We start from the raw sequence: 22,937 nt of genomic DNA, 5'->3' as shown, positions 1-22,937 counted from the left end.
TCGTAAAAAATAGAAGAAGTAGTATAATAAAGAAACATTGATAAGACGGTGAGGTCAAGATGATGATTCGTTTTGAAGAAAATATGAGCACAGAAAATGCTCAGCTCTTAAGCCAATGGTCCAACTCCCTTGGCAAATCCTTTCAAGAACAATGGATGGGAACAATGATTCCTTTTCCCTTAACAATTCAAATCTTGCAAGATTTGGAAGGAATCTTTTCAATCTTTGATGGACAAGAGTTTGTGGGGCTTATCCAGAAAATCAGGCTAGAAGACAGGAATCTTCATATTGGGAGATTTTTTATCAATCCCCAGAAACAGGGACAAGGCTTAGGTAGCCAGGCTTTAAGAAAATTTGTTAGTTTGGCCTTTGAAAATGAAGACATAGATACTATTTCTCTAAATGTCTACGAGGCAAATAAAACAGCTTACAAGCTTTACCAAAAAGCAGGATTTGAAATCGTTCAAATGGTTGAAGTACCTATACGAAAATACATCATGAAAAAGGGCAGATAACAGTCACGGGGGACTAGAGTCCCAAGGATTTTCAAGGATAAGGAAGTTATCTTTCAAAGTTAGAAACAAGACTTCTATGATTTCTAAGATAGAGGAGATAAACATGTCGAGATGTAGAAAAATACGAATCTTGCTCGCTTCTGTACTTGCCTTAGTTGTTGGTATCACTCTTTATTCTCAGTATCAAAGCCACCAAGAACGCTTCCAATTAAAGACCTCCTTTGAAGAAAAGGACACTATAGCTGTCTTAAAACATTTAACGGCGTCAGGGAAATATGCGTCTGACATGCGGAAAGCAGGCTATATTGTTCCTCCCGACGGTGCCATTCGCTTGGATGGAGGAATTGACTCCATAGGGATAAAAGGAGACATCGATCTGAAAATGTTGAATCCTGGCAGGGATGAAGTTTCTGTTTTATTTGCAACAATGGTAAATGAGGAAAAAATAAATGCCTACTATATTTTAGATAATCAATTAACCCTAAAACGTAGTTACTATTCTCATATTAGTAATCAAAAAAAGAAGATGTGAACATCTCTCAAGCCGAAGAAGAACGCTTGTTAAAGATTGTTCAAAAAGAGTTGAAATCTTTTCTAGATAAGATGTATCAGACTTTGTATGGTTGATGTTACTAGTGAGAAATGGAAGCGAGACTCTGTTCAGGATGTCAACGATGATAAGAAAAGGGGAAAAGAATGTTTACAGAATTGCTCTTTATTGTCTCTTTTGTATTACTTTTACGTTTTTTTAAAAGCAGGCGCTCACGAATGATGATAGGAGTGTTCTATGGTTTGCTACTAGTTTGGTTTGTCTTTTCAGTTTTGAACTATGGAAAATACACTCTTCAACCAGGGGAATCCGTCAGCTTAAGAGTAAATCCCAGAACACAAGATTTGGAATACTATTCAATCTTCATCTTGAAGAAGAAAGATTCTAGCAGAATTAAATTATCTGGATCAGATGTTTGGAGTGAGCGAAATGGTGCTATTTACTATGGAGTAGAGGAACAAAAAATTACAAAAAGCCATGGTTTCGATGAGGAGGATGAAGAACTTCCAAACAAGCAAGCAGATATTTATTTAGAAAAAGATGGAGTTGTTGTGAGTTACCAAGGTGAAAAAGTCTTTGATGCCACCAATAACAAGCCCTACACGATAACCATTACCAATGTAGACAACCAACCAGCCCAATTTGAGGCTCAAGTGGTGGATAAATAAGCCAGTCTAGTAGTGTGCAAGCTTTTAAATTTTCTTTCTTTAAAAGGGAGATATTATTTTAAGTAAGCAAAAAAGCCCTGAAACCAGAGACTTTCCTGTTAAGAATCTCTTTTAACGAAAAATGGGAGCGTGTTTAGAATTCGATGTACAAAAAAAGAGGACATTTACGGTCCTCTTTTTGACTACTATAGATGAAAAGGTCAGCTAACTTTTAGCCTTATTTTTCATCTTTGTGAAGCATGTTTTTAACACCTTCAATAGCGCCTTCGACAGCGTCTTTAGCATCTTCAGCAACTTCTTTTACTTTAGAAACAACTTTTTCAGCTGTTCCTTCTTTTTCCATTTTTTCATCGCCAATCATTTTGCCGACACCTTCTTTAATGGAACCTTTTGCTTGATTTAGTTTTTCTTCTGTTGACATGATTCTGCCTCCTTTAAATTGATTGATTTAGACCAGATGAATTAGTGTACGCGAGCATTTTCCTTTGCTTCGCCCTTAACGGCTTCAACACCTTCGCCTACTTTTTCTTGAACAGCAGCAACACCTGAACCGATACCAGATTTCACTTTTTCAAATTGTTCTGAAGCAAATTCTCCTGTTGAAGAAGCCACGTCAGTTACTCGGTCTTGGAGGCTAACTGAATCTGCTTCATGCTGTTCCTTCGTTTTGATATCAACAACATTCACATTGACTTCAACCACTTCTAGATCAGTCATTTTTGTAACTTGTGATACGACAACATCTTTGATTTCTTTGTATAAAGCAGGGACATTCTTTTGGTACTCAACAACAATGTTCAAGTCAACTGCAACTTGCTCTTTCCCAACTTCAACATTGACACCATGAGTGACATTATCCGTATTGATAATTTTTTCTGTTAGATTAGAGAAGAATCCTCCATCCACATCCAAAAGTCCAGGTACTTTTTCAAGTGAAAGACCAATGATTTTTTGGATGACTTTATCCTCATAAGTGAGTTCCCCTTTAACATCTTGAGAAACAACAGCAACATCTTTTTTTTCTACATTTTTATCTACGTTTGACATACGAGACTCCTTTATTTATTTAAATATTTTTCCTTAACATAGTATCCTGCAAATGCTCCTAAGGCTCCACAAATTAGTACAAAGAGTGTTTTGAAAAAGCCAAAGGATAAGATAAAGCAAGCGAGAATGACACCTACTAAACCTGCAATAATTGGATACTGATATTTTTTAAACCATTCCATTTTTACTTCCTTACTTTACACGACTAACAGTCTTTTTGGTCGTTTTTCGAGGTTCAACTTCTTTTACTTTAACTTCAAGTTTTACCTCACGTTCAATACCAAAGAACTGCTTTAATCCATGAGTTATTTCATTCTGAATGACTAGACATCGATTTGAGATGTTGTCTGAAGGAAGAATTTTCCCTTCTACAGTAACGAAACATTTATTTTTGCGGCTATTTACATGGACCGTTGGTTCTTTGATCAACTGATGATCAATGACCAAACATCGAACAAAGCCTTCGATAGCTGAATTTTTTAGTTTTAATGTATCTTCTTGAGTTTCTAATTGAATCTCTAGATATTGTTTAGGATAAAAGAGTATCACTAACATTGAAATTAAAACTAAAACAGATAGGACAAGTGTCCCCCAAAAGACATATCTAGCAATCAGGAATTCAGCGTAGAGTTCTCTCCAACTGAATAAATGGATATCTAAATCACTGACCTGATGATAATCTATGAGAATAGGAAGGAAAATAGTCAAGATTAAGATACAGAAAATAAGTAACAATATTTTCTTTGATTTTGACATATTAAATCCTTTCAAATGAAAAGCTTTAAACCATAATTTTACCCGTCTACAGTATTCAAAATTATGGCTTATCACTTTTAATTTCTTATTAGGTAATGCTTATTTTTTACCAAATAGAAATGAAACGACTGCAACAACAATCACAGCACCTACGATTGACGGAATAATAGCCATTCCAGCCAATGAAGGTCCCCAGCTTCCTAGAAGTGATTGCCCTACAGACGAACCGATAAGACCTGCAAAGATATTTGCAATCAATCCCATTGAACCACCTTTTTTAGTGATTGCACCTGCGATGAGACCAATAAGACCTCCTACAATAATGGACCACAACATAGTGTATCCTCCTTTTCTATTTCTAAATCAAAGAATCAATTTCTTTGATTACACTAATTATATAGTATTTCAACTTGGAAACATAATAGTTCGTCTTAAAAACCGTACTGTAAACATGTACTTTAGATACAAATAAATAAGAAAATCTTGATGCTACTGAGTTTCTAAGGAATTAGACTAGTCTTTTGATGACAAGCAAAAGTCGTTGTAAGAGGATAAATACACTCCATGTGGTATAATTGCATGAAGATTGAAAGACAATCCTTCAGTTTATTATAAAGAGAGAAAAGCTATCCATGAGAGATTTATTATCGAAAAAAAGTCACAGACAATTAGAATTATTAGAATTACTATTTGAAAACAAACGCTGGTTTCATATTTCGGAACTAGCAGAATTATTGCACTGTACAGAACGTTCTGTAAAAGATGACTTGTCCCATGTCAGGTCTTCCTTTCCTGACTTGATATTTCATTCCTCAACAAACGGCATCCGTATCATTAATACCGATGATAGTGATATTGAGATGGTCTATCATCATTTTTTTAAGCATTCAACCCACTTTTCAATTTTAGAATTTATCTTCTTTAATGAAGGATGTGATGCTGATAGTATTTGCAAAGAGTTTTATATCAGTTCTTCCTCTCTTTACCGTATCATCCGTCACATTAATAAGATTATTAAGAAACAATATTGTTTTGAAATTAGCCTCAATCCAGTTCGAATCACTGGAAATGAGATTGATATCCGTTACTTTTTTGCCCAGTATTTTTCAGAGAAATATTATTTCCTTGAATGGCCTTTTGAAGATTTTTCTCAAGAACCCTTGTCTCAATTATTGGAATTTGTCTATAAAGCAACTTCTTTCCCGATGAATTTATCAACTCACAGAATGTTAAAATTACTTCTGGTTACAAATTTATATCGCATAAAGTTTGGTCATTTCTTGGAAGTTGAGAAAAATTCTTTTAACAATCAATTGTTAGAGTCTTTCATGCAGGCAGAAGGCATCGAAGAGATTGTAGCGAGCTTTGATTCTGAATATCGTATCTCTCTGAATAAAGAAGTGATAGGTCAACTATTTGTATCCTATTTTCAAAAAATGTTTTTCATAGATGAAGAAGTATTTCTGAACCATGCAAAAACAGACAGCTATGTAAAAAAATCGTATCAGTTATTGGGAGAACTAGTAGATCAGGTATCAAGAGACTATAATCTCCAAGTAGACAATAGAGACAATCTGATTTGGCATCTGCATAATACAGCACATCTGCATCGCCAGGAATTATCGACAGAGTTTATCCTATTTGATCAAAAAGGCAATACAATCAAGAACTTTCAAAATATTTTCCCTCGATTTGTTTCAGAGGTGAAGGAAGGAATGGAACATTATCTAGAGGCTTTGGATATGGATCGTAATTCAATGAAGGTCAATCATTTGTCTTATACTTTTATCACTCATAGCAAACACTTGGTGCTAAATCTTTTACAAAACCAACCTAAATTAAAGGTTTTGGTCGTGAGTAATTTTGATCAGTATCATGCAAAATCAGTAGCCGAGACACTTGCTTACTATTGCAGTAACAATTTTGAACTGGAAGTTTGGAGTGAACTAGAGTTATCACTTGATGCTCTAAAAGAATCACCTTACGACATCATTATTTCTAATTTTATTATTCCGCCTATTGAAAATAAGAGACTGATCTATTCCAATAATGTCAATACAGTCGCTCTCATCTCTTTGCTTAACGCAATGATGTTTATTCGATTAGACGAGTAACTAAGAATAAAAAAACGCTAGATAGCGTTTTTTCTTATAAGAAAAGAATTTCATCTATATTAGACTCAGAATATCCTAAAAATCTTGTCATTTTTTAGTTCAAAGCAAAGAATAAAGGCTTGTAAATCAAGGCTTTTCAGTGTTATAAAATCATTAAAACAAATGCCAGTCAACTGTTGAAAACTTTTTAGTCTGTTTAATATAAAAATAAGCAAAATGAATTTCTATAGCTAGGGTCAAAATGGTTGCAATAGTCACTACTATCATAGGATTAGAAGCACAAATTAAAGAGAGAGTTAAGGCGGTCAGATAGAGTGCAGCCTGGATGAAGTAGAAACGTTTCGAAAAGCGAAGATAGTGTTTGTTATAGGGGCCATTTGCTAGGACAGCTGCTTGGAAGAGGCCAAGTCCGATATAAAAGAAGCTGGTCACAAAGAGATGATTGGCTTCAGGATTAAGGAGAAAACTCATCGAAACAGTCAACATAATTAGTCCAATGAAAATAGGATAGTGACTGTAAATTAGAAATATCCCCTTTTGATTAGATGTTTCATCAATGGCATGGTCGAATTGACCGAAATAAAAGAAGAACAGAGAAAGCATGATCATGAAATAAAGAAGGGAATAAATCGAGAAATTCTCGATCGTAAAGAAGTTAGCTAGCCCCATAATCATCTCCCCAAAAGTGATAATGACTAGAAGGGAGATACGCTCGATTAAATGGGGGAGATTGACTTGAAAATACTTGGCCTTACGAGTCATGGTTATGGGCATAATAAAGGTAAGGAAGATACTGAGAACGGAAGACATAGATACCAAGGTTGATTGGAAGGAGAGCCGCTAGATAGACACCAAATGTGCGCAAGCCTGTCATCCAGAGAAAACCCTTGATACTTTTTCGATTAATGGTATCTGTTGATTGTCGATAATATTCAACAAGATATTGGAAGAAAAGGGTAAGGGTTAAGGTACCAACGGCCAAGCAAAAAGAGTGGAAATAGAGCTGCCAATCATGGCCAATCATATTTGATATAAAGAGCAGGAGGCCCATATTGATAAACATGATCACCATGTTAAATAAAGAGTTCTTCCCATAGCAATTGGTATAAACGGTCTGAATCATCCAGGAATTGACAAGGACTAAAAGAGACATGAAAAAATCAAATAAAGAACTCCAAGTCAAAATACCGTTATGAAGATGGTGAATGAGGGCCGTTGTTTTTGAAATGGCAAAGACCAGAACCAGATCATAAAACAGCTCTGTAAATTCTACCCGTTTGTGTTTGATAAGGTTTGTCATAGTAGGTTCCTTCTAGTTATGATGTACAATTTATTATAACAGAAAATGGCAATGAAATGGAAGGGTATGAAGTGGTCTTTAAAAAGTGGACCGGCCAAACCGTTTCAGAATATAGAGTTCAGCCTCATGGATAGAGAGTGGGACAGAAACCGGTAATTCGTTAGAATTCGATTTCGTCGTCCCACCTCCGCACAGTTGAGTAGGGCTTTAAAAGCTGATGAAATCAGCGTAGTAGAGCCCACTCAACCACTGCGTCTTGTTCGATAATCCAAAGACAATTGAGAGGCTAGGACTTTTGTCCCAGCCTCCAATAAAGAGTGAGTGCTAAGACTACAAAAAAGCCTTGGTTATCAAGGCTTTTTCCTGTTGATTTAGATGCCCCAACTGAGCTAAGGAGGCAACAGAAAAAGCTGAGAATGTAACTTCCCAGCTATTTTAATATGCCCAAAATGGCAGCTAGATTATTTACGAAAGGCATCAAGGATATAGGTGAAACCAACAATTAAAAATGCAAAGGCAACGACATAAACGACAAAGACACTTGTAGCTACTGGATTGAACAAAATCACTAGACCTAGTAAAAATGCAAGCAACGCTATCCACATGATATGGTTGCCAATAATAGGGAAAATCAATCCCAAACGATTGCCTTTAAAGAAAACTATAATGGCTTCTACAATTAACCAAATTCCTAAAATAGTTGGAATGACAACTGGCAGCGTCACAAAGCCATAGGCAACGAGGTAAAGAGCTAAGAGAAGATTAACAATCCCTTGGAAAAGATGAGCTGGTGAGCGAAGCTCTTTTGGTACAGAGAAATAGCCTAAAATAGCTGCTATAGAAGAAACCAGTAAACCAAATGCAATCCACCAGCTGTAAGCAACAAGATTAGCTACTGGGTTTGTAAATAGGAAAAGTCCTAAAAGGACAAAAACAACTCCTGCAAGGAATAGCAGTAAACGATTAGAAAATTTCATTTCAATACCCCCTATATAGTATAGTATAGTATAGTTTGATAATAAAAATATTATACACCTTTTTAGAGGAAATGTCAATAAACAAAATGGAAAATTTGGAAGTTTCAGTCTGATTTATGAAAAGAAAATCAGTTTTTATTATTTTGAAAATAAAAAGAGAAGATAAAATTTGTCTTCTCTACATGAAAATATTGTATGGCATCAAAGCAAAAGTAACTGGCTTTACACTATTTGTTAAGATGTAATTTGATTCAAAAAGAAAAGATAGATTTAAATGTAGGGCAAATCAGTTATAGACAAACAAAAAAGCCTTGTAAATCAAGGCTTTTTCCTGTTGTTTAGATGCCCCCTGCATGAATTTGTAAGAACTTTTCATATTGAAAATAAACAAAAATGTTGAAATATAGCTGATTTTAGGGAAATACATTTAGGTATTTTCAATGTCAGGATTTAAAAATGGGGCAAAAGTGGGGCAAAAACAAATTAACGAAAAAAATATCGAGTTCGTGCATCAAGTAAATGATAAATTGCAAGAATAAGTGCAACATTTACTCGAACTCATCCTCTAGAGCTTCACTAGCAGTTCTGTAAGCTAAACATTTTCGTGGTCGGTGATTGATATCATATAAAGCCTTGGTTCCCAAAGCTTTTTAATGTTATAAACTCATTAAAATAATCCCCAGTTAGATTTGGAATATTTTTTATTCTGTGTCATATAAAAATAAATAAAATGAATGGCTATAGCTAGAGCTAAAATGGTTGTTATACTCACTACTATTATAGGATTAGAAGCAAAGATTAAAGAGAGAATCAAGGCAGCCAGATAGAGTGTCGCTTGGACACAGTAGTAACTTTTCGAATAGCGAAGATAGTGTTTGTTATGGGGTCCATTTACTAGGACAGCAGCTTGAAAGAGGCCAAATCCGATATAAGAGAAGATGGTTGCAAAGAGAAGATTAGCTTCAGGATTCAGAAGAAAACTCATCGAAACGGTTATCATAATAAGTCCAATGAAAATAGGATAGTGACTGTAAATTAGAAATAGTCCCTTTTGATTAGATTCTTCATCAATAGCATGGTCGAATTGACCAAAATAAAACAAGAACAGAGAAATCATAATAATGAAATAAAGAACCGAATAAATCGAGAAATTCTCGATTGTAAAGAAGTTAGCTAGCTCCATAATCATCTCTCCAAACGTAATAATGACAAGAAGGGAGATGCGCTCGATTAAATGGGGGAGATTTACCTGGTAATGCTTATCTTTACTAAGCAAGATAATTGGCATAATAAATGTTAGCAGAATACTAGCAAATAAGACAGAGACTCCAACGTAAATAGGAAGAAGAGCTGCTAGATAGACTCCTAAACTTCCTAGACCTGTTATCCATAGAAAACCTTTGATACTTTCCCGTTCAACATTATCGGTTGATTTTCTAAAAAATTCAACCAAATATTGTAAAAATAAGGTAAAGGTTAATGTACCAACAGCCCAACAAAGATAATGAAAATATTGTTGCCAATCAGGTCCAATCATATTGGCTATAAAGAGTAAAAGTCCCATTTTGATAAACATGATTACCATGTTAAATAAAGAGTTCTTTCCATAGCGATTGGTATAAACGGTTTGAATCATCCATGAATCAGTGAGAACCAAGACAGCCATGAAAAAATCAAGGAAAGAATTCCAAGTCAAAATACCGTTATGAAGATGCTCAATTAAAGTAGTTACTTTTGAAATTGCAAAAACAAAAACTAGGTCATAAAAAAGTTCTGAAAATTCTACACGTTTATGTTTAATAAGAGTTGTCATCTTAAGTCCTTTCTATTCTAGAAGTACAATTTATTATAACAGAAAATGGTAATGAGAGAAAAGGATATGCTTAAATAACTTCATGTGACGCGAATTGTCAAAACCTTGACCTCTTTTTTCATTTACTTGTCGGTTTCTGTTTTGTAAAATAGTCTCATAAATCAAATGAAATAAAGAGAAAATCATTATGTCAAATAAAAGTCACTCAAATTCGTGCGAGTAAATACCAAAGAATTATGAATAAGTATGGACAAACAGTTGGTAGAAATTTTCTTGGTAGATTGAATACTGGGATTCATCAGAGCATCCAAATGGCAATTGTCGACAAAGTTCTAATAGATGATTTTACACAACATGTCGAATTATTTTCATCCAAAGAACAACAGATGACAGAAGAGAAATATTTACATACAGAAAAGGACTATCTGGATTTACTTTTAGCAGTAAGGAGAAAATTTTTGAAGAATTTAATCAAATTAGAGATGTCTGGAAAGATTGCTCATAAAAAAATGTGGGGCAAATCAGTTATAGACAAGCAAAAAAGCCTTGGTTCCAAGGCTTTTCCTGTTGTATTTAGATGCCCCCTGCAGGGCTCGAACCTGCGACCCATAGATTAAGAGTCTACTGCTCTACCAACTGAGCTAAGAAGGCAAATAAAAAGCTGTATTGGTGCCGAAACTTCACGGTTTGTATTGAACCCGCACAATTAAGCAGGTGGGCAACTCGCTCTAACTGAAGCTGTTTCCGTGTGAGACGGCCTACATGCTGTTAGAAGACTTTTGTTTCCCTAATAATACAAAAAATAGTCGGTCAACACTTAAGTGTGAAGTCGTACACCACAGCGTTTCTATATTTATATGATACCACTTTTTTTAAAAAATTCAAGAGGAAAATTTATTTTTTTTGAAAAGGATTTCACAAGTTTCTTAATTTATCAATGGTTTCCTTACGTTGGGCTAAGGCCCGTTCGTACTTGCCAGTTTCCTCTGGTGAAAAGTAGCTATGATTGCGAATCTTTTCTGGCAAGTAGTCTTGTTTGACCCAGTGTCCAGGATAGTTGTGTGGATAGAGATAATCTTGGGCGTTCCCCAATTCCTTGCTACCGCTATAATGTCCATCACGTAAGTGACGAGGGATTGGTAGGTGACCAGAAGTTTTGAGATCAGCAAGAGCCTTATCCATAGCCACATAGGCTGAGTTGGACTTGGGAGAAAGGGCTAAATCAATCACAACATTAGCAATGAGAATGCGAGCTTCTGGGAAACCAATCCTTTGTGCAGCATCTAGAGCAGTCACGGTATGAATCTGGGCTTCAGGATTGGCCAAGCCGATATCTTCATAAGCGATAACAGTCAAACGACGAGCTAGACTAGGCAGATCCCCAGCTTCAATCAAGCGGGCTGCGTAGTGGAGACTGGCATCCACATCCGAGCCACGGATGGATTTTTGCAGGGCAGAGAGGACATCGTAGTGCCCGTCTCCATCCTTGTCCATAGTAATATAGCTTCGCTGGAGGCTATTTTCCATAATATCAAGCGTGATATGGCGGATGCCCTTGTCATTTTCAGGGGTAGAGAGAACAGCCAAATCTAGTGAATTAAAGGCAGAACGAAGGTCTCCATTGGTAGAGGTTGCGATGAAATCCAGCGCATCCTCATCTAGCTCAACTGGGAAGTCAAAACCACGCTCAGGGTCAGTTAGAGCGATTTGAATCGCCTCTTTAACATCTTGATTGGCCAAGGGTTCTAACTCAAAAATCTGAACACGACTACGAATGGCTGGAGTGACAGAAAAGAAAGGATTTTCAGTCGTAGCGCCAATCATGATGACCAGACCACTTTCCAAGAGGGGAAGTAGAAAATCTTGCTTGGTTTTGTCAAGTCGATGGATCTCGTCCAGTAGTAGGACCAATCCTCCAGAAAATTTAGCTTCTTCGGCGATTTCTTGCAGTCGCTTTTTACTATCAACAGTCGCATTAAAGGTCCGAAAGGCATACTTGGTCGTTCCAGCAATGGCAGAGGCTATACTGGTCTTTCCGATTCCTGGAGGTCCGTAGAGAATCATGGAGGACAGACGATTGGCTTCCACCATGCGACGGATAATTTTTCCAGGTCCGACCAGATGCTCCTGACCGATGACCTGGTCGATGGTTTTTGGGCGCATGCGAAGCGCGAGGTTGTCTGGCATAGCAGTCCTTTCTAACATGGATTTTCTGATGTATATGTGGTAAGATGGTAGTATCTATTTTAGCATATTTCTGAGTAATCGGGGCAATTAAAGAATCGCATAGAAAGAGGACAAAATGGCAACATACGGATTTTTAGATGTTTTAGAGGAAGAGTTGGAGAAGAACTTTCCCTTTGACTTTGAGATTAGTTGGGACAAGCGCAATCATGCGGTAGAAGTGAGTTTTCTCTTGGAAGCGCAAAACGCTGCGGGAGTAGAGATGCTGGACGAGGACGGAGAGGTGTCATCAGACGACATTCTCTTTGAAGAAGCAGTCCTTTTCTACAATCCTGCCAAGTCAACAGTCAATGCGGACGATTATTTGGCTGTCATTCCTTATCTTCTAAAAAAAGGTTTTTCTCGCGAATTTTTAGCTTATTTTGCGCTATTCCTCAAAGACACTGCAGAGGTTGGGCTGGATGCCCTCATGGACTTTTTGGAAGACCCAGAAGCAGAAGAGTTCGTCATGGAATGGAACCAAGAAGTCTTTGAAGAGGGGAAAGTCGGCTTGGAAGAGGGAGAGTTTTATCCTTATCCGAGATACTAGAGACTAGCGGAGAAAGTATATGAAGAAAATAGTCTTGTCTTGTATTTCCGGTCTGTCCTTTGTTTTTTTAATGCTGGGATTTGTTTTTGGGACGATTGCCTTTAAAGAGTTAGATTTTTCTTTAGTCTTTGTTCCAGGCTATCTATTTACTTTTTTCAGCATTTATCTGATATTTATCCTTCATGAGCTAGGTCATGCATTTTGTGGTTACCTGACAGGCTATCGCCTGGTGGCTTTTGGATTAGGAAACTTTCTTTTGACCAAAAAGTCAGGCAAGTTTCATCTTAGCCGAACAGCCGTTCTGAAAAATGTTGGTGCTCAGTATATTGGATTGAAAGAAGATGAAAGCGACCAAAGAATCATCCTGATGCTTGCAGGAGGCTTGATGGTTCATCTTGTCTTGATTTTATTGGCGATATTGTATGGTTTTTTGACAGCTAACTGGTATTTTGCAGCTACTTGGATTTGTCTAAATCTATCTTTTCTTCTCATCAATGCTAAGCCAGTTGGGATTACCGATGGAGCAAAAATCTGGGAATTGCTACAACAGCCTGAAAATACCAAATACGCCTATATGGTATTGAGGCATTCTGCCCAGACCTTACTAGCTCCTCAAGAATATGATTTGAAAGACTTTATCATGCCTGTTGCTGAGTATGCGAGAGGGAGTTTTGCAGAAAGCATTCAGATCTTTCAGGGACTAGATTTCATATTCGATGGTCAGATAGAGACTGCCCAAAAACATTTTCAGTCTTTATTAGATAAAACAGACAATCCGATGTCTCAAACTCTTTCCAAATTATACCTTCTTCAAATTGCCTTGCTAGAAGGAGATCATGAAAAAGCAGAGGAGTATGCAAGTAATCGAGGAGTTAAATCCTTTTTGTCTCTAAAAATGGCAGATACGCAGATAATGCAAGCATGGTATCAATTTCTGGTAAAGAAAGATAGGGATCAGACTGACAAGGCTATAAAAATTGCTAGAAAAAACATGGTGACTAGCCGTTTGGTGCGGGATGAGAAACGTTATTATGAAAACTGGTTAGCAGAGTTGGAGAAAGAATTATCCGAAGGAGTCTGATATGGAAATAGAAATTTCTGATTTTACAGGTTGCAAAATTGCCCTGTTTTGTGAGGATAGGATTTTAACTATCTTGCGTGATGATAAGGAAAACATTCCATACCCTAATACATGGGAATTGCCAGGTGGCGGGCGAGAAGGCGATGAAAGTCCTTTTGAGTGCGCGGCGCGTGAAGTTTATGAAGAACTGGGAATTCATCTGACTGAAGATTGCCTGCTTTGGAGTAAGGTGTATCCAAGTATGCTTTTTGAGGGGAAGGAATCCGTCTTTCTAGTTGGGAAGTTGGCTCAGGAACAGTTTGACAGTATCGTCTTTGGTAACGAAGGGCAGGGCTACAAGTTGATGAGCATTGAGGAATTTCTTGGCTCAGATAAGGTTGTACCCCAGTTGCAGGATAGAGTGAGGGATTATATGGAGGAAGTAAAATGATTTTTGCAATTGCAACAACGACGTTAAATAAGGAAGTTAAACGCAAACTAAAAACTGGACAATATTCTAGAGAAGAAGCTACATTCATCTATTTGGAATATTTAAAGTTAAAGAAGCAGAGAGAAGGTGGTACGAAAGTAGCTGGGATTTCTATGGCCCTTATCTGGGGGTTGCTGTATGTTCTGTCTTTACAAGGTGAGAATAATCAAACACTTTCATTTTCAGAATATTTTTTGTTTCTGATACTGTTTGAAGGAATTGTTCTATTTGTTTATTATCTTACGTTTGGTATTTTTAAACAGCAGATTCATAGTGCAATGAAAGAACACTATACAGATGTGATTGAAGAATTTAAGAAAAATAAGGAAGATTCAAAATGGAAACATGGCAAGAGTTAAAAGTTACAGTGAAGCGTGAGGGGGAGGAATTGGTTTCCAATCTCTTGATTGAGCTAGGAGCGCAAGGTGTTGCGATCGAAGACAGTATGGACTATGTGGGGAATGTCGACCGTTTTGGTGAAATATTCCCTGAAGTCGAGCAGCAAGAAGAAATCGTGGTGACAGCCTACTACCCTGATACGGTTGATGTAGCTGTAGTTGAGGCGGACTTGCAGGCTCGCCTAGCAGAATTAACTGATTTTATGGATCTAGGAGAGGTCAAGATGGGCACGACTGACTTGGCTGAGGAAGACTGGGCAGACAACTGGAAGAAATACTATGAGCCAGCTCGCATCACTCATGATTTGACCATCGTGCCATCTTGGACAGACTATGAGGCGACTGCTGGAGAAAAGATTATCAAACTGGATCCAGGCATGGCCTTTGGGACTGGGACGCATCCAACCACCAAGATGAGCCTCTTTGCCTTGGAGCAGGTTCTTCGTGGTGGCGAAACGGTGCTAGATGTGGGGACTGGTTCAGGTGTCCTCTCTATCGCCAGCTCGCTACTTGGTGCTAAGGAAATTTTCGCTTACGACCTGGATGATGTGGCAGTTAGTGTGGCTCAGGAAAATATTGAGCTCAACCCTAGCATGGAAAATATCCATGTTGCTGCTGGAGATTTGCTCAAGGGTGTGGAGATTGAAGCAGATGTCATTGTGGCTAATATCTTAGCGGATATTCTCATTCATCTGACAGAGGATGCTTATCGTTTGGTCAAGGATGAAGGCTACCTGATCATGAGTGGGATTATCAAGGACAAGTGGGACATGGTGCGCGAGTCGGCTGAGTCAGCTGGTTTTTTCCTTGAAACCCACATGATTCAAGGGGAATGGAATGCCTGTGTCTTCAAGAAGACTAAGGATATTTCAGGTGTGATTGGAGGCTAGCATGCAACAGTATTTTGTAAAAGGCAGTGCTATCTCTCCAGTGACTATCGGGGACAAGGAAACCAGCAAGCATATGTTTCAGGTCATGCGCTTAAAAGAAAATGATGAAGTTACCTTGGTCTTTGATGATGGCGTCAAGCGTTTGGCGCGCGTGATAGATGTGGAAGCGCGTCAGTTTGAGTTGGTTGAAGAATTAGTTGATAATGTGGAACTGCCAATCCAAGTGACCATCGCATCAGGATTTCCCAAGGGAGACAAGCTAGAGTTCATCACTCAAAAAGTGACGGAGCTGGGAGCCAGTCAAATCTGGGCCTTCCCTGCCGACTGGTCCGTTGCCAAGTGGGATGGCAAGAAACTAGGCAAGAAAGTCGAAAAACTAGAAAAAATCGCCCTTGGAGCAGCCGAACAAAGCAAGCGTAATATCGTTCCAAGTATTCAGCTTTTCGAGAAAAAAGCAGATTTTCTAGCTCAGTTTGACCAGTTTGACTCTATTGTAGTGGCCTATGAAGAATCAGCAAAAGAGGGAGAAGCCGCTGCGCTCTTACAAGCAGTCACTGGCCTTGAAAAAGGAGCTAAATTGCTCTTTATCTTTGGTCCAGAAGGCGGTCTCTCACCAGTAGAAATTGAAAGTTTTGAAGCTAAAGGAGCAGTCTTGGCAGGGCTTGGTCCTCGCATCTTGCGAGCTGAAACAGCACCACTTTACGCCTTATCAGTCCTTAGTGTTTTAGTAGAATTAGAGAAATAAGAGGAAGAAAATGGAACAAAAACACCGTTCAGAATTTCCAGAAAAGGAACTTTGGGACTTAACAGCCCTATACCAAGACCGTGAGGATTTCTTGCGTGCAATCGAGAAAACGCGCGAAGACATCAATCAATTTAGCCGTGATTACAAGGGCAATCTTCATACTTTTGAGGATTTTGAGAAGGCCTTTACGGAATTGGAACAAATCTATATCCAGATGAGCCATATCGGCAATTACGCCTTTATGCCTCAGACGACAGATTATAGCAATGAAGAATTTGCCAATATTGCCCAGGCTGGGATGGAATTTGAAACTGATGCCAGCGTAGCCTTGACCTTCTTTGACGACGCCTTGGTGGCTGCAGACGAGGAGGTCTTGGACCGTTTGGGTAAATTGCCTCACTTGACGGCAGCCATTCGTCAGGCCAAAATCAAAAAAGCCCACTACCTAGGGGCTGATGTGGAGAAGGCTTTGACAAATCTGGGAGAAGTTTTCTACAGTCCACAGGACATTTACACTAAGATGCGAGCTGGGGACTTTGAAATGGCTGACTTTGAAGCCCATGGCAAGACCTATAAAAACAGCTTTGTTACCTATGAGAATTTCTACCAAAACCACGAGGACGCTGAGGTTCGTGAGAAATCTTTCCGCTCCTTCTCAGAGGGACTCCGTAAGCATCAAAATACGGCAGCTGCAGCCTATTTAGCCCAAGTTAAGTCTGAAAAACTATTGGCTGATATGAAGGGCTATGACTCAGTCTTTGATTATCTCCTAGCTGAGCAAGAAGTTGACCGTGCCATGTTTGACCGCCAGATTGACCTCATCATGAAGGATTTTGCGCCAGTTGCTCAGAGATACCTCAAGCATGTTGCCAAGGTGAATGGTCTTGAAAAGATGACCTTTGCAGACTGGAAATTGGACTTGGACAGCGCCCTGAATCCTGAAGTGACTATTGATGACGCCTATGATTTGGTCATGAAGTCAGTAGAACCTTTGGGACAAGAATATTGTCAGGAAGTTGCGCGCTATCAAGAAGAACGCTGGGTGGACTTCGCTGCTAATAGTGGCAAGGATTCTGGTGGTTATGCGGCGGATCCATATCGCGTGCACCCTTATGTCCTCATGAGCTGGACTGGTCGTTTGAGCGATGTTTATACCTTGATTCATGAAATCGGGCATTCTGGTCAATTCATCTTTTCAGATAATCACCAAAGTTACTTCAATGCCCACATGTCTACTTACTATGTCGAAGCGCCATCAACCTTCAATGAATTGCTTCTCAGTGACTACTTGGAGCACCAGTCTGATGATCCACGTCAAAAACGCTTCGCTCTTGCTCATCGCTTGACAGACACCTACTTCCATAATTTTATCACCCACCTCTTGGAAGCAGCCTTCCAGCGTAAGGTTTATACATTGATTGAAGAAGGAGAAACCTTCGGAGCAAGCAAACTTAACAGCATTATGAAGGAAGTCTTGACGGATTTCTGGGGAGATGCCATTGAGATTGATGATGATGCAGCTCTGACTTGGATGCGCCAAGCTCACTATTACATGGGATTGTATAGTTACACCTACTCAGCTGGACTTGTTATCTCGACTGCGGGGTACCTTCATTTGAAACATTCAGAAACTGGAGCTGAAGATTGGCTCAATCTCCTTAAATCAGGTGGTAGCAAGACACCACTTGAGTCAGCCATGATTATCGGAGCGGATATTTCAACAGATAAACCACTCCGTGATACCATCCAATTCTTGTCTGACACAGTTGACCAGATTATCGCTTACAGTGCTGAGTTGGGAGAGTAAAGGTTGGACAGAGTTTTAGGAGAAAAATATGAATAGAATCAAAGAATGGCTAGAGCAAGATCCCCAAAGAATGCATTTTATCAAAATTGGTCTAGTTTTGTTGGGAATCATTTTATTGCTTGCTTTGCCTACTCTCTATCTTGTTTTGAGCGGAGTTGGTATTTGGTATTTTGTAAAGAAAGCACCAGATATTCGAAAAAGAAATCTAATGATCGGGATTTTCATTGTCAGTTTTGTTGCAGTTGCTCTTCAAACTCCAACAGTCACAAAGAAAATTTCATCTTCTCAATCAGAAACTATGCAGACTGCGACATCTACTACTTCGACAGCTTCAACCACGGATACTTCATCTAGTATAGAGGAAGCAAAACGAATCGAAGAAGAGAAAAAAGCTAAAGAAAAAGCAGAAGAAGAGAGAATTGCTAAAGAAAAAGCTGCAAAGGAGTTGCAAGAAAAAGGTGAAACCTTAGTCAAACAATTGGAGGAAAGTCAAGATGCGAGTCAAGTGAAGTCTGCTAAAGAGACAGTTAATCAGATTGAAAATAACGACAAAAAGACAGAGTTGCTTGATAGAATAGGTGCAGTTGAGTCGTTAATTTCTCAAAAAGAAGAAGAAAAAAGAGCTGCGCGTGAAGTTGAAACCAAAGCTCAACAGCAAGATAGAATTGTCTATGTTGCAGACCATGGGAAATCAAAAGTTTATTGGTATAGTAAGGATAGAATGCCTTCAAAAACGAATAAAGCCAACGTTGTTGAGATGACAGAGGCAGATGCAATTGCTGCAGGAAAACGTCCATCAAAAACAGAATAAGAAAGAAAGTCATCTTCGGATGACTTTTTGATAAGTTACTAGAAATGTAGAGGTGCTAGAGATGCGTAAAAAATTACAAAGAAAAGTGATAGAAGAAAAACCAAGCTATAGTCGAGAAGAAATTCAGTGGCTGCTTGAGCACTTGGGAGATCCCTCTCCAGAAATTCGAGATGAACTTGTTTTTACGAGTTTGGCTAGGGGGATTCAAGAAGAGTTGTTTTCCCTTGAGCAGTTTCAGTTTATCTCAGAAGAGGTCTCCTCTGATGAAGGTCTATACAAAGAGATTGATAGTAGAGGAGTTTCGACTCTTAAACGTTCTTTTAGGGCGCTTATTTATGCCAATCTTTTGTCTGCAGATGGTAACGAACACTCTCTTTTCTATAAAGGTTTAAAAACTGATATAAGAAATGCTATGCTATCTCAAGGTTTGTATTACCTTAAAAAAGAAAAGGATACGACAGGTTTTTCAAGTCAGTATGGTTGGGTTCACGCTTTTGCACATGGAGCGGATCTCTTGACTGAAGTCGTTTGTCATCCAGATTCTCCTAGTAACAGAGTTTCTGAAGCATTTGATGTACTGGGTCAACTATTTAAAAGAATTACCATTCGTTTTACAAATGATGAGGATTGGCGGTTAGCGAGAGTACTTTATGAACCCATTTTGCAAGTGAAATTAGGGCAAGAACAAGTAGCTTCTTGGATAAAAACGGTTGATTTTCCAATAGAAGAGAGGGAAGATTTTTATAAATTTTCCAATTTCAGATCCAGTCTGTTGGAAGTGTATATCCAACTTGATCAGAAAAATAGTTTACAAGATGCCTTGAAAGAAGCGATTCAATCCTTTCAATACTAAGTCCAAGCGAGTCGTTTCATGATTTTTAAATAACTTTCCAGTCAATTTTCTTGAAACCCTTTGCTTCTTTTGATAGACTAATACTTAGTTTGAAAAAAGGAGACTTATCATGAAAAAATTTGTTGCTGAATTAATCGGTACATTTATGCTTGTGTTCATCGGAACAGGAGCTGTTGTTTTTGGGAATGGTGTTGAAGGTGTTGGGCACCTTGGGATTGCTCTTGCTTTTGGTTTGGCAATCGTAGTTGCAGCTTACTCAATTGGGACGATTTCAGGTGCTCACTTGAACCCAGCGGTTTCGATCGCTATGTTTGTAAACAAACGTTTGTCATCTTCTGAGCTTGTAAACTACATACTTGGACAAGTAGTTGGAGCTTTCCTTGCGTCAGCTGCAGTATTCTTCCTCTTGTCTAACTCAGGCATGTCAACTGCTAGTCTTGGTGAAAATGCCTTGGCAAACGGTGTCACTGTCTTTGGTGGATTCTTGTTTGAAGTCATCGCAACTTTCTTGTTTGTCCTAGTTATTATGACTGTCACTTCAGCAAGCAAAGGTAATGGCGCAATCGCTGGTTTGGTAATCGGTTTGTCATTGACAGCCTTGATCCTTGTGGGATTGAACATCACTGGACTTTCAGTAAACCCAGCTCGTAGCTTGGCTCCTGCTGTCTTGGTAGGTGGCGCAGCCCTTCAACAAGTATGGATTTTCATCCTTGCCCCAATCGTTGGTGGTATTCTTGCAGCCCTTGTTGCTAAAAACTTCCTTGGAACAGAAGAATAATTGAAATTCAAAAAGCCTTGCTCCTCAGTTTGAGGAACAGGGCTTTTTCGTATCTGTTTAGCGGTTGTCAATTTTCTCTGGATAAAGGTCGTGTTGAAAGAGGCGTTGTTCTGCCAATCCTTCATACTTAGTTCCAGGTCTACCGTAATTGTAGTAAGGGTCGATTGAAATGCCCCCGCGCGGAGTGAATTTTCCCCAGACTTCTAAATAGCGAGGGTCGAGCAAGTTAACCAAGTCTTTCCCGATAGTGTTGATACAGTTTTCGTGAAAATCCCCATGATTTCGATAGCTAAAGAGATAGAGTTTGAGGGATTTTGACTCGACGCAGAGCTTGTCAGGAATGTAGGAAATATAAATGGTCGCAAAGTCTGGCTGAGCGGTGATTGGGCACAGGGAAGTAAATTCAGGAAAGTTGAATTTGATGAAATAGTCATTTTCCACATGACGATTGTCAAAGGATTCGAGGACTTCTGGTTGATAGTCAAAAATGTAGGTAGTTTCTTTGTTGCCCAGTAGGCTTAGGTTTTTCATTTCTTCTTGTTGTGACATGATTTTTTCTTTCTAATTTTAAACACCACGTTGGTTGTCGTAGAGGAGGGTATGGAGTTGAGGAAGGACGCGGACATTGCCCCAGCTATCGTCAGCAGCGACACGTTCCCAGAGTTCTTTGAGGCGATCTAGTTGGTCTTGGACAATATTACCCGTAGCCTTGGGCTCAGGATTTCCTGCTGATAAGAAGAGGACATCTGGCTGGTAACGTTCTTGGATCCCTTTGGCAAAGGCTAAATCGGCATCATCAAAGACAGGGATTTTAAAGGTGACCTTGTCTGGATCTAGTTGGGAAACGATAAAGTCTAAGGTTTCGAAGTTGACTTCCATCTTGGATGAAGGAGGTTTGGGACTCAGAGTGACTTGGTCGATATCTTTTAACCAATTTTGCCAGCGGGAGCCTTGGGTCTCAACAGCCAGAGTGACACCACGTTCCTTGAGTTTGGTGACCAGCTCGGCCATGTTGGCTGCTAGGATAGCAGGATTTCCCCCAGATAGAGTTACATAGTCGTAGGTCCCCAATTTATCCAAGGCAGCAATGACCTCGTCAGCTGTCATACGAGTTGGTTTTTCAGAACCATCCCAAGTAAAGGCAGAGTCGCACCAGTCGCAGTGGTAGTCGCAACCTGCAGTGCGGACAAACATGGTTTTCTGCCCAATAGCACGGCCTTCACCTTGAAAGGTTGGACCAAAAATTTCCAGAACTGGTAGTTTGAGGACACGTTCCCTAGTCATCTAACCACTCCCGTCTAAACTCTGCAAAGGCGGTCGGAGTCTCATAGAGGCGAACGTATTCCAAACGGAGACCGCGCTCGTCTGGCAACTCTTGACTCATAGTTTGGAAAATCCAGTAAACCATATTTTCAGCAGTCGTGTTCATATAAGGCAGGGTTTCATTGAGATAGCGATGATCCAAATGGGGCTCTAAGTAGTCCTTGTAGATAGCTTTGATGTCTCCAAAATCGTAGGTCATGCCACGTTCATCTAAAAATCCACTAATAGCAATCTGCAGACGATAAGTGTGTCCGTGCAGGGATTTGCATTTTCCTTCATAGTGAAAGAGGTGGTGGGCAGCGTCGAAAGTGAATTCTTTTGAAACTAAGGTTCTGTGAGGATTGTAGACGAGAGACTCCCCAGTTTCCTGTTTGATTTCTTTAGGTGCGAAAAACATTAGCCCTCTCCTTTCTGTGAAAGATAAACATCTAAACCATGCTGACGTAGGTGGCAGGCTGGGCAATCTCCACAGCCACTTCCGATAATTCCGTTGTAGCAGGTCAAGGTCTTTTCACGAACATAGTCAAAGGCACCGAGTTGGTCGGCTAATTCCCAAGTTTCAGCCTTGTCAAGCCACATGAGAGGTGTTTGGATAACAAAGTCATAATCCATGGCAAGGTTGAGAGTAACATTAAGGGATTTGACAAAGATATCCCGGCAGTCAGGGTAGCCTGAGAAATCTGTCTCGCAGACACCTGTCACGATGTCTTTAATACCAAGTTGTTTGGCAAGAACTGCTGCAAAGGAAAGAAAGAGGTGGTTGCGACCGTCAACAAAGGTATTGGGAACCTCTCCCTCTTTTTGCTCGATTTCCATATCAGAGGTCAGCGCATTTTCAGTGATTTGTCCCAGCAGAGACATATCTAGGATGTGATGACGAATACCCTGTTCCTTAGCGATTTCTTTGGCAACTTGGATTTCGAGATGATGGCGTTGGCCGTAGGCAAAGGTGACAGCTTCGACTGCTTCATAGTGTTCTTTAGCCCAAAAAAGGCAGGTTGTGGAATCTTGACCGCCACTAAAGACGACCAAGGCTGATTGACGTTTCATAGTACTCCTTCCAAAATGGGAAATGTTCAGAGCACGCAAAAAGCTCCCTTTAGGGGAGCTAAAAAATACCAAGTAGAGGTTTTTTTTAGCGATGGCATGTCCCAAACATCGTAATATTCTACCTACAGTCTAGCATATTTTTTGAAAAATGGCAAAGGGCAAGAAAAAAGAGACCTAAGTGCCTCTTTTATTAATTTTAAGTTATTTCTTGAATTCATT

25 protein-coding genes, 1 tRNA gene and 3 pseudogenes are annotated in these 22,937 nt (G+C 39.2%); 15 read left to right on the top strand and 14 right to left on the bottom strand.

What is annotated here, in order from left to right:
* The first annotated feature begins 59 nt into the window (after positions 1-59).
* The 3 genes and pseudogenes from STO1_RS07395 (at position 60) to STO1_RS07385 (ending at position 1,733) form a co-directional block, all read left to right on the top strand.
* Positions 60-515: a GNAT family N-acetyltransferase gene (locus tag STO1_RS07395; protein ID WP_096422653.1), complete on the top strand. Its 456-nt coding sequence runs from the start codon at positions 60-62 to the stop codon at positions 513-515.
* Positions 516-618: 103 nt separating this feature from the next.
* Positions 619-1,142 (top strand): annotated as a pseudogene (locus STO1_RS07390) (thiol-disulfide isomerase).
* Between the two features lie 69 nt (positions 1,143-1,211).
* A complete protein-coding gene (locus STO1_RS07385; RefSeq protein WP_172843649.1) occupies positions 1,212-1,733 on the top strand; it encodes a hypothetical protein in 522 nt (173 codons plus the stop codon).
* Positions 1,734-1,950: 217 nt separating this feature from the next.
* Here the strand turns inward: STO1_RS07385 and STO1_RS07380 are convergent, their stop codons facing one another.
* The 5 genes from STO1_RS07380 to STO1_RS07360 all read right to left on the bottom strand — a co-directional run bounded on the left by STO1_RS07380 (position 1,951) and on the right by STO1_RS07360 (position 3,872).
* On the bottom strand, positions 1,951-2,154 hold the full coding sequence (locus tag STO1_RS07380) for a CsbD family protein (RefSeq protein WP_000102421.1): 204 nt from the start codon (positions 2,152-2,154) through the stop codon (positions 1,951-1,953).
* Between the two features lie 41 nt (positions 2,155-2,195).
* Positions 2,196-2,780, bottom strand: coding sequence for an Asp23/Gls24 family envelope stress response protein (locus STO1_RS07375; protein WP_000072931.1), 585 nt, complete (start codon positions 2,778-2,780; stop codon positions 2,196-2,198).
* 11 nt (positions 2,781-2,791) lie between these two features.
* Positions 2,792-2,962 carry a DUF2273 domain-containing protein gene (locus tag STO1_RS07370; RefSeq protein WP_000454669.1) on the bottom strand — a complete coding sequence of 57 codons (171 nt, stop codon included), beginning with the start codon at positions 2,960-2,962 and terminating at the stop codon, positions 2,792-2,794.
* Between the two features lie 10 nt (positions 2,963-2,972).
* Complete coding sequence (amaP, locus tag STO1_RS07365) at positions 2,973-3,536, bottom strand: alkaline shock response membrane anchor protein AmaP (protein ID WP_049520414.1); 564 nt, start codon at positions 3,534-3,536, stop codon at positions 2,973-2,975.
* A 99-nt stretch (positions 3,537-3,635) separates the two neighbouring features.
* Positions 3,636-3,872, bottom strand: a complete 237-nt coding sequence (locus STO1_RS07360) for a GlsB/YeaQ/YmgE family stress response membrane protein (protein WP_000964741.1) — start codon at positions 3,870-3,872, stop codon at positions 3,636-3,638.
* Between the two features lie 296 nt (positions 3,873-4,168).
* Here STO1_RS07360 and STO1_RS07355 point away from each other — a divergent pair, with 296 nt between their 5' ends.
* Complete coding sequence (locus STO1_RS07355; RefSeq protein WP_096422651.1) at positions 4,169-5,650, top strand: AcpB/EbpR/MafR family transcriptional regulator; 1,482 nt, start codon at positions 4,169-4,171, stop codon at positions 5,648-5,650.
* A gap of 153 nt (positions 5,651-5,803) precedes the next feature.
* On the opposite strand, the pseudogene STO1_RS07350 reads toward STO1_RS07355, so the two are convergent.
* The 3 genes and pseudogenes from STO1_RS07350 to STO1_RS07340 form a co-directional block, all read right to left on the bottom strand.
* Positions 5,804-6,950: pseudogene (locus STO1_RS07350) on the bottom strand (low temperature requirement protein A).
* Positions 6,951-7,411: 461 nt separating this feature from the next.
* On the bottom strand, positions 7,412-7,927 hold the full coding sequence (locus tag STO1_RS07345) for a DUF308 domain-containing protein (RefSeq protein WP_000672740.1): 516 nt from the start codon (positions 7,925-7,927) through the stop codon (positions 7,412-7,414).
* A gap of 667 nt (positions 7,928-8,594) precedes the next feature.
* Entirely contained in the window at positions 8,595-9,740 is a 1,146-nt protein-coding gene (locus STO1_RS07340; RefSeq protein WP_096422649.1) for a low temperature requirement protein A, read from the bottom strand.
* Positions 9,741-9,892: 152 nt separating this feature from the next.
* Here STO1_RS07340 and STO1_RS07335 point away from each other — a divergent pair.
* Positions 9,893-10,198, top strand: a pseudogene (locus tag STO1_RS07335) (site-specific integrase); the annotation flags it as partial.
* A gap of 120 nt (positions 10,199-10,318) precedes the next feature.
* On the opposite strand, the gene STO1_RS07330 reads toward STO1_RS07335, so the two are convergent.
* Both STO1_RS07330 and STO1_RS07325 read right to left on the bottom strand, forming a co-directional pair.
* Positions 10,319-10,391 (bottom strand) — tRNA-Lys (locus STO1_RS07330).
* A gap of 264 nt (positions 10,392-10,655) precedes the next feature.
* A complete protein-coding gene (locus tag STO1_RS07325; RefSeq protein WP_096422647.1) occupies positions 10,656-11,927 on the bottom strand; it encodes a replication-associated recombination protein A in 1,272 nt (423 codons plus the stop codon).
* Between the two features lie 115 nt (positions 11,928-12,042).
* Between STO1_RS07325 and STO1_RS07320 the strand changes: the two genes are divergently transcribed.
* The 10 genes from STO1_RS07320 to STO1_RS07275 all read left to right on the top strand — a co-directional run bounded on the left by STO1_RS07320 (position 12,043) and on the right by STO1_RS07275 (position 20,345).
* Positions 12,043-12,513, top strand: coding sequence for a DUF3013 family protein (locus tag STO1_RS07320; RefSeq protein ID WP_096422645.1), 471 nt, complete (start codon positions 12,043-12,045; stop codon positions 12,511-12,513).
* A gap of 19 nt (positions 12,514-12,532) precedes the next feature.
* Positions 12,533-13,594 (top strand): site-2 protease family protein, encoded by a 1,062-nt coding sequence (locus tag STO1_RS07315; RefSeq protein ID WP_096422643.1) that lies wholly within the window; start codon positions 12,533-12,535, stop codon positions 13,592-13,594.
* 1 nt (position 13,595) lies between these two features.
* Complete coding sequence (locus STO1_RS07310) at positions 13,596-14,024, top strand: NUDIX hydrolase (protein ID WP_038804954.1); 429 nt, start codon at positions 13,596-13,598, stop codon at positions 14,022-14,024.
* Positions 14,021-14,422, top strand: coding sequence for a hypothetical protein (locus tag STO1_RS07305; protein ID WP_096422641.1), 402 nt, complete (start codon positions 14,021-14,023; stop codon positions 14,420-14,422). The genes STO1_RS07310 and STO1_RS07305 overlap by 4 nt, the downstream gene beginning before the upstream one ends.
* Entirely contained in the window at positions 14,401-15,351 is a 951-nt protein-coding gene (gene prmA / locus STO1_RS07300; RefSeq protein WP_096422638.1) for a 50S ribosomal protein L11 methyltransferase, read from the top strand. The genes STO1_RS07305 and prmA overlap by 22 nt, the downstream gene beginning before the upstream one ends.
* Position 15,352: 1 nt before the next feature.
* A complete protein-coding gene (locus tag STO1_RS07295; RefSeq protein ID WP_096422636.1) occupies positions 15,353-16,096 on the top strand; it encodes a 16S rRNA (uracil(1498)-N(3))-methyltransferase in 744 nt (247 codons plus the stop codon).
* A 10-nt stretch (positions 16,097-16,106) separates the two neighbouring features.
* The gene (gene pepF, locus STO1_RS07290) at positions 16,107-17,903 is read left to right on the top strand and encodes an oligoendopeptidase F (RefSeq protein WP_096422634.1); all 1,797 of its coding nucleotides are present in this window, start codon (positions 16,107-16,109) and stop codon (positions 17,901-17,903) included.
* Between the two features lie 28 nt (positions 17,904-17,931).
* Complete coding sequence (locus STO1_RS07285) at positions 17,932-18,714, top strand: deoxyribonuclease (RefSeq protein WP_096422632.1); 783 nt, start codon at positions 17,932-17,934, stop codon at positions 18,712-18,714.
* Positions 18,715-18,775: 61 nt separating this feature from the next.
* Complete coding sequence (locus tag STO1_RS07280) at positions 18,776-19,567, top strand: DUF2785 domain-containing protein (protein ID WP_096422630.1); 792 nt, start codon at positions 18,776-18,778, stop codon at positions 19,565-19,567.
* A 109-nt stretch (positions 19,568-19,676) separates the two neighbouring features.
* On the top strand, positions 19,677-20,345 hold the full coding sequence (locus tag STO1_RS07275) for an MIP/aquaporin family protein (RefSeq protein ID WP_096422628.1): 669 nt from the start codon (positions 19,677-19,679) through the stop codon (positions 20,343-20,345).
* A 57-nt stretch (positions 20,346-20,402) separates the two neighbouring features.
* Here the strand turns inward: STO1_RS07275 and queF are convergent, their stop codons facing one another.
* From queF to queC, 4 genes are read right to left on the bottom strand one after another with little or no spacing between them, the layout of a single operon-like run.
* Positions 20,403-20,894: a preQ(1) synthase gene (queF, locus tag STO1_RS07270; RefSeq protein ID WP_096422626.1), complete on the bottom strand. Its 492-nt coding sequence runs from the start codon at positions 20,892-20,894 to the stop codon at positions 20,403-20,405.
* Positions 20,895-20,912: 18 nt separating this feature from the next.
* Positions 20,913-21,629: a 7-carboxy-7-deazaguanine synthase QueE gene (queE, locus tag STO1_RS07265; protein ID WP_007521137.1), complete on the bottom strand. Its 717-nt coding sequence runs from the start codon at positions 21,627-21,629 to the stop codon at positions 20,913-20,915.
* Positions 21,622-22,065, bottom strand: a complete 444-nt coding sequence (gene queD, locus STO1_RS07260) for a 6-carboxytetrahydropterin synthase QueD (RefSeq protein WP_007521140.1) — start codon at positions 22,063-22,065, stop codon at positions 21,622-21,624. Before queD ends, queE begins: the two co-directional genes overlap by 8 nt.
* A complete protein-coding gene (gene queC, locus STO1_RS07255) occupies positions 22,065-22,718 on the bottom strand; it encodes a 7-cyano-7-deazaguanine synthase QueC (protein WP_096422624.1) in 654 nt (217 codons plus the stop codon). Before queC ends, queD begins: the two co-directional genes overlap by 1 nt.
* Between the last annotated feature and the right edge of the window lie 219 nt (positions 22,719-22,937).

The organism is Streptococcus oralis subsp. tigurinus, from assembly GCF_002356415.1.
Taxonomy (GTDB): Bacteria; Bacillota; Bacilli; order Lactobacillales; family Streptococcaceae; genus Streptococcus; species Streptococcus oralis_F.
The sequence above is the reverse complement of the archived record's forward strand: the minus strand, read 5'-3'. Positions and strand labels throughout refer to the sequence as shown.